The sequence below is a fragment of the Bombilactobacillus bombi genome (genome assembly GCF_003522965.1).
Lineage (GTDB): Bacteria > Bacillota > Bacilli > Lactobacillales > Lactobacillaceae > Bombilactobacillus > Bombilactobacillus bombi.
In genome coordinates this window covers 1738823-1752140 of the sequence record NZ_CP031513.1, presented here as the reverse complement: position 1 = coordinate 1752140, position 13318 = coordinate 1738823, and the positions used below count along the sequence as shown (strand labels likewise).

10 protein-coding genes are annotated in these 13318 nt (G+C 35.0%); 1 reads left to right on the top strand and 9 read right to left on the bottom strand.

The window, feature by feature from the left end; genetic code table 11:
• Nucleotides 1-7: 7 nt before the first annotated feature.
• Genes araA through DS830_RS08370 form a run of 3 tightly spaced genes read right to left on the bottom strand, consistent with a single transcriptional unit; the run spans nucleotide 8 to nucleotide 3800 of the window.
• Entirely contained in the window at nucleotides 8-1432 is a 1425-nt protein-coding gene (gene araA / locus DS830_RS08380) for an L-arabinose isomerase (RefSeq protein ID WP_118909000.1), read from the bottom strand.
• Between the two features lie 19 nt (nucleotides 1433-1451).
• Nucleotides 1452-2183: an L-ribulose-5-phosphate 4-epimerase gene (locus DS830_RS08375; protein ID WP_118908999.1), complete on the bottom strand. Its 732-nt coding sequence runs from the start codon at nucleotides 2181-2183 to the stop codon at nucleotides 1452-1454.
• A gap of 21 nt (nucleotides 2184-2204) precedes the next feature.
• Entirely contained in the window at nucleotides 2205-3800 is a 1596-nt protein-coding gene (locus tag DS830_RS08370) for a xylulokinase (protein WP_118908998.1), read from the bottom strand.
• Between the two features lie 280 nt (nucleotides 3801-4080).
• Between DS830_RS08370 and DS830_RS08365 the strand changes: the two genes are divergently transcribed.
• Nucleotides 4081-5160, top strand: coding sequence for a GntR family transcriptional regulator (locus tag DS830_RS08365; RefSeq protein ID WP_118908997.1), 1080 nt, complete (start codon nucleotides 4081-4083; stop codon nucleotides 5158-5160).
• 63 nt (nucleotides 5161-5223) lie between these two features.
• Here the strand turns inward: DS830_RS08365 and celB are convergent, their stop codons facing one another.
• The 6 genes from celB to DS830_RS08335 form a co-directional block, all read right to left on the bottom strand.
• Nucleotides 5224-6570 (bottom strand): PTS cellobiose transporter subunit IIC, encoded by a 1347-nt coding sequence (celB, locus tag DS830_RS08360; protein WP_118908996.1) that lies wholly within the window; start codon nucleotides 6568-6570, stop codon nucleotides 5224-5226.
• The gene (locus tag DS830_RS08355; protein WP_118908995.1) at nucleotides 6554-7948 is read right to left on the bottom strand and encodes a glycoside hydrolase family 1 protein; all 1395 of its coding nucleotides are present in this window, start codon (nucleotides 7946-7948) and stop codon (nucleotides 6554-6556) included. Before DS830_RS08355 ends, celB begins: the two co-directional genes overlap by 17 nt.
• A gap of 89 nt (nucleotides 7949-8037) precedes the next feature.
• The gene (locus DS830_RS08350) at nucleotides 8038-9984 is read right to left on the bottom strand and encodes a M13 family metallopeptidase (protein ID WP_118908994.1); all 1947 of its coding nucleotides are present in this window, start codon (nucleotides 9982-9984) and stop codon (nucleotides 8038-8040) included.
• Between the two features lie 131 nt (nucleotides 9985-10115).
• Nucleotides 10116-10589 carry a universal stress protein gene (locus DS830_RS08345; RefSeq protein ID WP_118899840.1) on the bottom strand — a complete coding sequence of 158 codons (474 nt, stop codon included), beginning with the start codon at nucleotides 10587-10589 and terminating at the stop codon, nucleotides 10116-10118.
• 18 nt (nucleotides 10590-10607) lie between these two features.
• Nucleotides 10608-11879: a carboxylate--amine ligase gene (locus DS830_RS08340; RefSeq protein WP_162887576.1), complete on the bottom strand. Its 1272-nt coding sequence runs from the start codon at nucleotides 11877-11879 to the stop codon at nucleotides 10608-10610.
• 90 nt (nucleotides 11880-11969) lie between these two features.
• On the bottom strand, nucleotides 11970-13247 hold the full coding sequence (locus DS830_RS08335; RefSeq protein ID WP_118908993.1) for a metallophosphoesterase family protein: 1278 nt from the start codon (nucleotides 13245-13247) through the stop codon (nucleotides 11970-11972).
• Nucleotides 13248-13318 lie beyond the last annotated feature (71 nt).

Sequence of the window (13318 nt, the reverse complement as noted above, 5' to 3'; positions counted from 1 at the left end):
ATATTAGCTATTTAATATTAACTAATTCAATTCCATACAATGTTGCCAAATCTTGTACTTGTTGTTCTGTGGCTGCAAAGGAGAAGACTGTATGGTGACCGCCACCATTTTCAATCCATTCAGTAGCACCTTTTTTAAGACCTGTTTTTGGTGTCCACATTTGTTTAGCAACTGGCAAGTGTGGTGTTTCTTTTTCAGGCTTATGTGCGTCCACTTCATAGCTAATTAACTTGAAGCCATCACGGAAATCAGCCATTGTAACATCAATTGCTGGTCCTTCAGATCCAGTAAACACTAAACGTGCAGGATCATCTTTACCACCAATGTCTAATGGATGAACTTCTACACATGGCTTAGTAGAAGCAATCGAAGGGTCAACTTCCAACATATGTGAACCTAAAATTGCTTGATGTCCTGGACGTAAGTCTAATGTGTAATCTTCCATAAAGGCAGTTTGTTTATTATGTGTCATAATCTTGAAAGTCCGCAACAAAGCTGCTGTCTTCCAATCACCTTCACCAGCAAATCCGTAACCATCCCGCATCAATAATTGTGCTGCTAAGCCTTGTAATTCTTCTAAGCCCCACAAGTCTTCAAAGTTGGTAGTAAAGGCACTATACCCACCACGTTCAAAGAAACGAGTCATAGCAATATATTGTTTTAATTGGTAACGTACTGCATGTTCAAAAGTCTTTGGATCATTGTCGCCAACTACCAATTCATAATCTGATTGAAGTTTTTGATATTCTTTTTCAACATCATCATCAGAAACTTGCTTCATTTCAGCTACTAAATCGCCAACACCAAAGTAGTCAACAGTCCAACCCATTTGAATTTGTGCTTGAATTTTGTCACCCTCGGTAACGGCAACATTACGCATATTGTCACCAAAGCGAGCTACTTTCAAATTAAATGATTCTTCATAAGCAACTGCAACATCTTCCCAATCAGCAATTTCTTGTTGAACTTCACTATCATTCCAGTGTCCATAAATCACCTTATTGTGCTTTTGCAAGCGTGCATTGATATAACCATATTCACGATCACCATGAGCACTTTGGTTTAAGTTCATATAATCAAAATCAATCGTATCATATGGAATATTATCTAAATATTGTGTTGCAAAATGTAACAATGGTTTTTGCAAAAGCTTGGTACCACGAATCCAGTTTTTAGCAGGTGAAAATGTATGCATCCAGGTAACCACACCCGCTACTTGATCGTTGTAATTTGCTTCTTTCATAAATTTAGTAATCTCATCTGCAGTCGTTAAAACTTCTTTAAAAACAATTTTATATGGTAATTTACCGCTAGCATTTAGTCCAGCTACAATTTCTTTAGCATCTTTAGCTACACTCTTTAGAGTTTCTTCACCATATAAATGCTGACTACCAGCAGCAAACCAAAATTCATAATTAGGTACTTGTAACATATTTAACACTCCTTAATTTTTATTTTTCATGTTGGGCATGTGTCTGCGATTGGGCATTATTTTGTCCATAGTACGCATTCTGTCCATGCTTACGATAATAATGTTTATCTAATAAATACTGTGGTAACTCAATATTGCTTCGGGTTAGCTGCAGGGAATGGTAATCTTCTTCAGCAACTACTTCTAAAACCTTAGCATTATAAACTGCCTTGGCTGCAGTTGCTCCCCAGGCAAACGGTCCATGCTGACTGACTAAAGCTGCTGGTGTTGCTTCATAATCTAACTGCCGTTCTTTGAAAGTCTCTACAATCGCTTTTCCAGTATTACCTTCATAATCTGCTTCGATTTCTGCTTGAGTTAATGCTCTGGCTGCTGGCACTGCGGTATAAAAGGTGTCCGCATGAGTCGTGTTCAATGCGGGAACATCTAACCCAGCAGCGGCAAACGAGACTGCCCATGGTGAATGAGTATGCACAATCCCTCCAATATTAGGAAAAGCATTATACAAAACCGTATGCGTTGGCGTATCGCTAGAAGGATTCATCTTTCCTTCTACTACTTCCCCTTGCAGATTTACAACTACCAAATCCTCAGGTTTTAAATCTTCATAGTCGACACCAGAAGGTTTAATCACAAACAAGCCTTTTTCTCGATCAATTCCAGAAACATTTCCCCAAGTAAATGTCACTAAATCCAACTTGGGCAACTGCATATTTGCTTCATAAACTTCTTTTTTTAAAGCTTCTAACAAATGTTTCTCACCTCCTTAAAATTAATCTTTTAAAATACTAGCTTGAGACTCAATTGGTAAAGCTTGTTGATATCTTTCAATATATTCTTGATAACCCTTAACACCATCTGGCTCTGGTCCTAAAGTCATTGTTTCGGAATCTGCAAATATCTTAGTATCTAAATAATCTGCTAAGTTAAGATCAGTATCTGCTGCGGTATATTGCGCTAAAACTGCCATCCCCCATGGACCACCAACACTAGCATTGTTCATAACTGCAATCGGAATATTCAAAGCATTGGCCAAAATTTGTTGAGCCATAACAGGAGTTTTGAACAATCCTCCTTGAGCAATCATAACGCCAGGATGAATGCCTTCTTCTTTGGTCAAAATATCCATACCAATCTTTAAAGGTGCAAAAGCAGAATATAATTGAGCCAACATAAAATTAGCCAAATTAAACTTACTTTCTGGAGTCCGCACAAATAAGGGGCGACCGGCTTGAATATTAGTAATATTTTCTCCAGATAAATAACTATAATTAACTAATCCACCAGCATTAGTATCGCTTTTTACCACATCTAAAAATAAAGTTTCATATAATTTATTAGCTGATAAGTTTAATCCCAAACGCGCAGCAAATTCTGCAAAAAGATGAGCCCAAGCATTAATATCTGATGAACAATTATTGATATGAACCATGGCTACTGGTAAACCATCTGGTGTAGTTACTAAATCAATATCTCGATGGACTTTTACCAACGGCTTATCCAAGACTACCATTGAGAAAGCTGAAGTTCCCACAGAAATGTCACCTGTTCGTAATCGCACACTATTGGTACTAATCATTCCTGTGCCTGCATCTCCTTCAGGAGCCGCCATAATACTGCCACTTTGTAAATGCCCAGTTGGATTAAGTAATTTAGCACCATCAGCAGTTAAATGTCCTGCAGGTTGTCCTGCAACTTTAATCTCAGGCAAAATATCAGGCAGCTGCCAATCATAAGCCTGCACTTTGGGTAAACCATTAAATTGATCAATCATCCGCTGATTAAATTTACTATGTTCTTCAATCGGAAACATCCCTGAAGCATCCCCGACACCAATGACTTTTTCACCAGACAATTGCCAATGTACATAACCGGCTAAAGTTGTAATGAAGTCAATCTGACTGACATGTTTTTCTTGTTGTAAAATGGCATGATACAAGTGGGCAATACTCCATCTTAATGGAATATTAAAGTCAAATAACTTCGTTAGCTCATCAGCAGCATCCTGGGTAATATTATTACGCCACGTTCTAAAAGGAACTAATTGTTTCCCTGCTTGGTCAAAAGCTAAATAACCATGCATCATTGCACTTACACCGATAGCTCCAATTTTTTGCAGTTGAACGTGATATTTGCTTTGAACATTTGCTGCTAGTTGTTGATAACTTGACTGAATTCCCTTCCAAGCATCTTCTAAAGAGTATGTCCAAATATTATCTTCATAACTGTTCTCCCAAACATAACTTCCCTCAGCAAGTGGATTAGCATTATTATCAATTAAAACTGCTTTAATTTGAGTTGATCCTAATTCAATTCCTAAAGAGATTTTGCCTTTTTTAATATCTGAAATAGTAGTTTTAATGTCCAATTTTGCACAATCCTTTCTAACCCATATTTCATAGATGCTAAACAACAAACGTTTTCATCACCGTCTACATATTATAAGATAAATCAGCATAAATCAACGATAAATAAAATTCATTCGAATAAATATTTACAGCCTTTTATTAGTGCAATCATCTAATATAAGTGAAATAATAAATATTTATTTTTTTGTAGAATATTTTGTTAATTACAATAGAATATTATTTATGTTAAAATATGATAAATATAGATATTCATTCTAATAAATAATATGAGGCCTTTTTATGAAAAATGCATTTAACGTAGTTAAGGAGAAATTAAAACAAGCTATTACTTCTGGAAAATTTAAAGCAAATGAAAAACTACCTACTGAAGATGAATTTATTAAATATTTTCAGATATCACGTTATGCAATTCGCAAAGCATTAGGTCAATTAGAGCAGGAAAATTTAATTTATCGTGTTCAAGGAAGTGGTATGTATGTACAAGATTGGAATAAAAAGTGGTTTCGAAATTCTGAAAGTAAAACTGTTGGACTTATATGTACCCATATTGCAGATTATATTTTCCCAAAAATAATTTCACATATTGATTCTATTCTTGCAAAGGAGGGATACTCATTATTAGTAGCTAATACACATAATGATACTAATAGAGAACGTTTGCGCTTAATTAATATGCTAGATTCACAAGTTGCCGGCCTAATAGTCGAACCGAGCGAAAGTGCTAAACCTAATCCTAATCTAGATATTTATCAAGTAATTGCTCAAAATAAAATTCCATTATTATTTTTAAATGCCAGTTATCCTGAAGTTGATTTTCCAGTTATTCAAAATACTGACCTACAATCAGAAAGTGAACTTACACATTATCTCTTAAATTTGGGACATAAGCGTATAATTGGAATTTTTCAAATTGATGATCGACAAGGCGTCCATCGATTGAACGGTTTTTTAGAAGCTTATCAAAAAAATGATATTGATTTATCGAATTCTAGTATTATTATGTACAGTTCGCATGATAATTTTGAAGTTATTAGCCAAAAATTAGATTTATATCTTAATAGTAATCAATTACCCACAGCGATAACTTGCTATAATGATCAATTAGCTATTCGTATTGTTGATAAACTCAAAAAAGCACATTATCGTATACCAGAAGACATATCAGTTACCGGTTTTGATGATTATGACGGTGTCAATTATATAACGCCTAGTTTAACAACTATGACCTATGAAACTTATGCTGTGGGTCAAGAAGCTGGTCGAGGAATACTAGATTTGATTCATGGCAAACCTTTCAACTCTATTACCCATCAACCCCAACTCAAAATCAGAGATTCCACAGCGGCACCAAAGAAATAAACATTAATAATATAAAAAAAGAGCTGAAAATATTTTCAGCTCTTTTGTATATCAAATCTAAAATTATTCACCATGTAACTGTTCTTGCTTATACAAATTATTATCATATAGTTTAAAAAACGGATAATAAATTATCACCGATAAGAACAAATTCAAAAAAGCAACAATCACTGCGCCTAAATTACCACTTGTTCCAAGCCAAGCTCCCATTCCTACCGGCAATATCCAAGCAATTGCACTAGTCACATAACTAATTAAATGGAATTTAATAGCAAAGTAAGCTACTGAGGCTAAAACCATAGGATTAACAATAAAAGGTACAATCAAATATGGATTATAAACAATCGGTGCTCCGAAAATTACTGGCTCATTAATATTAAAAATAGCAGGTAAAATTGCTGTTTTGCCCAACGTTTTTAATTGATCAGATCTAGCAGCAAAAACCATTAACAGAACTAATCCTAAAGTTCCACCGGCACCGCCAATAAACACCCACATATTAATAAAATCACCGGCAAAAATATTATGAGCACCATTAGCATTTTCACTTAAAGCAACCAATAAAATTGGATTGACAAAGCTATTTTTAACAATGGCAGTTCCATGCACTCCAACTACCCACAATAAGTGAATTAGTAACAAAATCACCATCATTCCTAGCCACGAACCTGTCATATTTTTGACAAAGCCAAATGGTGCCGATAATAAATTGTGCAAGTCCGTATGCATTAATCCTAAAACAATATCTAACCCAATCATCACAAAACTAACCAAAATGGCAGGAATTAATGACGCAAACGAACGACTTACTCCTTCTGGAACCCCAGCAGGCATTTTTATCGTAATATTTTTATTAACACATAAACGATAAAGCTGAACTGCAATAATTCCAGTAATAATTGAAATAAAAATTCCTACACCACCAAAACGCTGGAGCCAACCATTCACAAAACTAACTCCACTCACCAAATAATTATTAGGAGCAATTGTTTTGCTGACAGCTTGAGCACTTCCATGACTCCAAGAAATTGACGGAATAGTCAATAGAAAAGCAAACATCGACAATAATGCGCCGGTGAAAGAATTTAATTGTTGTTCACCCGCACGACGATATTCTTCAATGTAATAATATCCTACTGATAAAGAGTAATACAAAGCAAGAGAACCTAATGCCATCGTGTTTCCCAGCATATAAAAGGCACTAAACTTAAGAATTGTGTGCTGAAAAAAATGTGCCGCAAAAGGAAATATTTGTGGTAAATTATTCAAAATTAAAAAAATAGAAGCCACAATCGTAAAGGGTACAGCTGCTAAACTAGCATTCATAATACTGCGTACCACTTTAGTGTTAGCTACCTTATTTAGCGGGGGCAATAAATATTTATTAAGAAAATCAAACAGTTTTTGCATCCTTATTCACTCCATTGTTTTTAATTACTTGCTGATACCAGAAGTAACTATCTTTCGGATAACGCGCTAAAGTTTTCAAATCTTGCTCTGTGCGATCAACATAAATTAGACCGTAACGTTTTTTCATGCCTTCATGTACACTCACTAAATCAATCGCTGACCAAGGCAAGTATCCTTGAACTGGAACCCCCGCATCAACGGCTTGTTGAATACTTTGCAAATGTGCTGATAGATAATTAATTCGATAATCATCATGAACTTGATAATCAGCAGTTAATTCATCATAAGCACCTAAGCCATTTTCTGTAATATAAATTGGTAAGTGATAACGATCATTAACTACTTCCAAAGTTGTTTGCAAGCCTAAAGGATCCACTGTCCAGTTAAAATCGTTTTTAGATAAATATGGATTAGTTAAGCCTTTATAAAATCCTTTTTCATAAACATCTTCAGATTGTTGATCACTCACGCCACTGGTACGATTTTGACCAGCTTTTGGATATTCAACAGTAACACTTGTATAATAATTCATTCCCAAAAAATCCGGGAAGTTCTGCTGTACTAATTCCTCATCCTCTGCTTTGATTTTTAAATCAATCCCTGTTTGGTGTAGATAATTTTGAAAAATAGGATTGATAATTCCGCGCACAGAGAAATCTAAATAAGCCCAATTACGAATCGCATTGAAATATTCGGCTGCGCGAATATCCTGTGGCTTAGCGCTTCCAGGATAAACATAAGAAATATTGGGTACTGGGCCAATTTGAGCTTGTGGACATAATTGATGACACGCTTGAAAAGCCTTCTTTTCAGCAATCATTAAGTTATAAAAAGCTTGATAACGTTCTTGATGAGTATAGGAAAAGCCTAAAATTTTACGATCCGCCAACAACATTACATTAGGCTCGTTAATAGTTAACCAATATTTAACTTCCGAACCAAATTCCTTAAATAAGACCTTAACATACTTTTCATAAGCCGTGACCGTCGATTGCTTAATCCAACCACCTTGCTCCTGCAAAATCTGGGGCAAATCAAAATGATAAGTAGTGACCATTGGTTCAATTCCTTGATTATGCATTTCATTGAACACTTGGTGATAATGCTTGATTGCTAATGGATTAACATCACCAAGACCGTCAGGAATAATACGTGTCCACGGAATAGAAATTCGAAGAGCTTTAATTCCAGCTTTTGCTAGTAAATTAATATCTTCTGCATAACGATGATAGTGGTCAGCCGCTACGCTGAAATCTGCAATCTTTGGATTGCGCTGGCGCACGTCTTGAACTGATTGTGACTTTCCATCCTCTGTAGCTGCTCCTTCAGTCTGATGAGCAGACAAAGAAGCTCCCCATAAAAAATTAGCTGGTAACATAATTATTCTCCCCTTTCATAATAAAAAACTGGCCGTATTCATTTTATACGACCAGTTTTATTTTGAATAGCAATATACATTTAAACTAATTACCAAATATTAACACGTTTATCGGGATCTAACCACATACCATCTTTTTCAGTAATATTAAAAGTGGTATAAAAGTCATCCATATTTTGTGCTTGCACATTAGCTCTAAGAGGTGATGGTGCATGCACATCAATACTTAAAAACATTTCCATCAATTGTTGCGTCGATTTAGTCCGCCAAATCCGTGCCCAATTAATAAAAAATTCTTTCAAATCAACATCAGCTTCAGACTTAGCTGCTTCTAGAGCACAACTTAATCCACCGGCATCAGCAACATTCTCACTAACAACTAATTTGCCATTAACTTTACCACCAGCAAATTCAACACCTTCAAATTCATCAATCATTGCCTGCGTTAGCTCTTTAAAAGTTGCATAATCTTCGTCTGTCCACCAATTATTCATATTACCAAACTCATCAAATTGTGCACCATTATTATCAAAGCCGTGCGAAATTTCATGTGCTATCACAGCTCCAATACCACCATAGTTCGCACTAGCTGATTGTTCTAAGCTATAAAATGGAGCTTGTAAAATTGCTGCTGGAAAAGTGATATCGTTACGTGAAGGATCATAACAAGCATTAACTAAATGGCCCGGCATTGCCCATTCATCACGATCCACCGGCCGATGATATTTAGCAAAATTATCCGCAATTATGATTTGATTAATAGCTTGGACATTACTAAATAAAGATTGATCACTATCTACTGTAAATTTTTGATAAATGGGATTCACCTGATCAGGATAGCCAATTTTCAGTACCATTTTATCTAATTTTACAATTGCTTTTTGCTTCGTAGCAGTACTTAACCATGTATTATTGTTGATTCGTTGTTGATAAATACTAATCATTTTGTGAATCATCTGTTCCACATCAGATTTAGCTTTTGCTCCAAAATATTTTTCTCCATAATATTTACCAACTACTTCACTAAAAGTCGAACTCGTCAGATTATACGCTTGCTTAATTGGTGCTGACAATTCTTGGCTACCATTTAATGCTAAGCTATATTGACCAGCAAGTTCACGCAATTGCTGGCTTAAAAGTGAACTAGCACTGTAAACATATTGAACCAAAGACCAGTCTTTCAAGTTGGCAAAAGTCTCAGCATTTACAATTTTAGTAAAGTTTTGATAATAACGTGGCTCTGTGACAATTACCTGTTCAACTTGGTCGTCAACTGCTTGATTAATCAATTTAGCAAAATCAATTTGACCACCTTGACTAGCAAAGTCAGCCATTAGTTGGGGATTATACATTTTGACATAATCTGCTTGTTCTTCAGCACTTTTAACATAATCAACTAAAGAACGATCAAAAGCCAAAGCTCCGTGGACAATTTGTTGAGCTTGTTCTTGTGATTCACCAATTTTTTCTAATAATTGGACAGCCACTTGCTGATAAATTTGCAATAGTTGCTCACCACTAGGATTATCTTGATAATAACTCGTATCAGGTAAAATTAAACCAGGAGCAGCAGCATAGACAACATTTTTACTAGTGTCTTTCATATCTGCGTCTACACCTATACCAAATGGTAATGGATACCCTTTCTGCAGCCATTGTGGAATTTGTTGGATAAAATCAGCAAAGTTCGTAAGCTGTTTAATCTCGGTATAACCGGCCGTTGCTGGAGCAAAACCATCTTGGTTCCGACGCTCAAAATTCGCGGCTACTTGATAAAAACTAACTGCAACAGACATCAGCTCATTGTTCGGTTCTTTCTTACCAGCTGCAAAGTCCGCAAAATCTTGCATTAACTGCTCTTCAATTTCTAAAGCTAAATCAGAAAAACCACCTGTGCGGGATTTATCTGCTGGAATTTGTGCCGTTTTTAACCATTTGCCATTTACTGCTAAATATAGGTTATCTTGATAGCTAGCAGTTGCTCCTTGAGTTGTATCACCCGTACCACCAACAATCTTTGCATTTCTATGCTGCATAATCTTGCCTCCTAATTGTCTCATTGAAGATATTTTATCATTTTACTTAGTTTAAAACTGATTAAAGCTCTAAACGATATACAAGAAGCAGGACAAAATGTCCTGCTTCTTTAATTTATAATTAAAATAGATTATCTAGCAACAATTACACTAACAGGTGATTTTTCAATGATACCTTCAGCTTGAGAACCGATAGTTTTTCCTAAAACTTTTTTAGTTTCAGAACCCACAACTACCAAATCAGGTTTAAAATCTGGGATAACTTCTTCTAAAATTGCCTTGTTAGGTGTACCTTCAGTCAAGATTGGTTTGACATTTTCCACGCCAAATTCCTTGGCTTTTTTGACATAAGTTAATAAATCATGTGATGCTTCTAAGCGCTTATCATCCATTGATGCTGGCGACAAGCTCTCAAACACATTAATGTCTTTACTTTCTACAACTGTAACAATGCCTAATGTTGCGTTAGACTTTTTGACAACGGTGCAGGCAAAGTCAAATGCTTGATCCGAAGACGTAAAGTCATCAACATCAATTGCTACTAATACTCTGTGCAAATGTATTTCATTAACATGGTAATCCTTTAGTTCTTGAACAGGTTCCATTATATCAACCTCCTTTAACTATTTGAAATCTTGACCTTTATTCTCTTCAAAATAGCGCTTAAAGCGGCCACGATAGCGATAAAACATATAACTCATTAATAAGAACCGCTTAAACCCCAAATCACCTTTAAAGAAAACCGTTGTGCCATACCGATCTTGACGTAATAATTCTAATGCTACTTCTTTATATTGATTTTCTAAGGCATATTTTTTAAACACATGGACAGGCACACCAAGCCATAATTGATGTTGAGCTTTATTCTTATTACCATAAACGGTTGATTGTGCTTCTAGAGTTCCTGTAACATAATCATCAATAACATATTTGGCTAAATTATAACCATTAAGCGTTACAAAAAAGCTACTACGACCCTGACGTAAATTGATTTCAAACAACTTAAATTCATGATCACGATCATCATATTTCATATCAAAGTTGGCAAAACCAGTAAATTCAATATCTTCTAAAAATTTCTGAATTAAGTCATATAATTTTTGGTCATACTCAGGCAAAATAGCTACGTAATTCCCAATAGATGCCGGTGTAGGATCTTCTAATAAAGGATGTCCTAAACATAGCATTTTGACGTGATGATTTTGATCAACATAAGCATTTAAGACCCGCATATGAGAATCATCACCTGGAATAAATTCTTGCAAAATTAAATCAGATTTATAACCATGATCATAAATTTTACCAACAATATCTAAAAATTCGGCTTGTGAATGGATAGTAAAAGCCTTCTTACGACCTTCAAAATGAATATCGAGCCATTCTACACTATTAGCTGGTTTTAAAGCTACTGGATAGTCGAAAGGCACAGTTAAATTAGTTTGTTCTTGATACATCTTACGAGTAATAATCTTAGTTTGGGGATGCGGTAAATGATATTCATTACAAATTTGGTAAAAAGATTCTTTATTATTCAAACGGCGTAATAATTCATAGTCTACGTAAGGACAAATAAAAGTTTGCGATAGTTCTTCTTTGTGTTTAGCAATTAACTCTGCATAACCGTCACCCATTGCTAATAAAATCACTGGCTCTGGATGGTTAGTATACTTTTGCGCAATGGAGCGCATAGTTTCAATAAAAGTAGGATCCTCCGCAAAACCATCATGCAGACTTACATTAATAATACGCGAATATTTAGTAGGAGCCAAAGGCATTTCTGCATAAGCTTGAACAGGTTGATGGGTTAATTCATAAAATGATCTAGCAAATCCATAAGCATTAATATCGCTACCTAGCAAAATGGGAGTAAATTGGGGTACTTTCTGATTATCGATAAGAGTTCACATTCCTTTACAATGGTCTTCGCATCCCGTGCTTATTATAACAAATGTTTATTAATGACGAAATAAATTCCACAAACTCTACTAAATCTTAAACTTTCTTAATGGTGTAGCAGCACCATAGCCAAAAACTTTTAAAGAATCACCAGCTTGATTAAGATTGATAACATATCCAGCAAATTCACTGACTTCATCTTTTTTTCGATCCCAAGAACGATTATATTTAGTAGTTAAACTGTGCTTTTTACCCATTAAGGCTGAAACATTTAATAAAATATATTGAATACCGTCAATTTTAAATTGATCTTCTACATGGCGATGACCACAAATATAAGCCACTACTTGCCCAGAAAGATTATTCGTAAAATCAAAATCAAACGCTAAGGAGAAATTATTATCTTTATCTTGATGTTGCAGACTACCGCTTAATCCTTGATTGAAGGCTTTGAACAAGTCATGAACAGCTTTACCATTATATTGTAATCCATTATTGCCCTTTACTGTCATTAAATTACCATGACCACAAACAATAATTTTTTTATTTGCTGACTGTTGTAAGATTTGAACAATTTCTTTTAGTTGTCCATTACGAACAGCTAAAGTCAACTTACTGTCATAAATTTTACGACCTTGAGCATCCAAGTGATACGGAACGTCAGTTGTATTAATAAATACAACTCGCAAATTATTTTTATCAAAATAACTAACACCATAATTTGTCGATAACTTCTTTACCGAACGTTGTTGATACATTGTTTGCCAAATTAAATCTGCAAAAGTCTGGGATGCAAAAGTTGCCTTTTTACTCAGAGTATGTTCATCATATTTATCATTGTCATCATGATTACCCTTAGTAATAAAGTATGGGCCAGTTTGCTGGGAAAAATAACGACTCACTTGAGCTAATAATTGCCGATCAGTCACAGCATCATCACTGCCATCAATGATATCACCAAGATGAGCCACAAAGTCTAAGTTTATCAAGTTAGGTAAGGTTAAAAATTCTCCAACATGTTGCAAACCATTAAATCCATAATAACTATGACTATCTGCAAATTTAATATGTGTATCTGTAATGACACCAAAGGTCAAGTCCTCGTCTGCGACTAAAGTATTGACAAACTGGCTAAAACTACGCAAATAGTCTTGTACAAAAAAGCGAATCTGCACCGGTACTGGCAAAAAATGTGCTTGATGCTGTTTACGATAATAAATTGCAGTACTATTTTGTGGCCATAAAATTTGTTGGTGCTTTTTGACCTGTAATAAATATGGTTGTTGTAAATAGTTAACTCGATAAACACCTAATTTTTGTAAGGGTGCAAATAAGATAGTTTGTAAACAATATTCCCAAAATCTCATTTTTGAGCCTCTTTATAAATAAGGGGATTGGAACACAATCATGTCCTAATCCCCCCATATTAAGCATACGA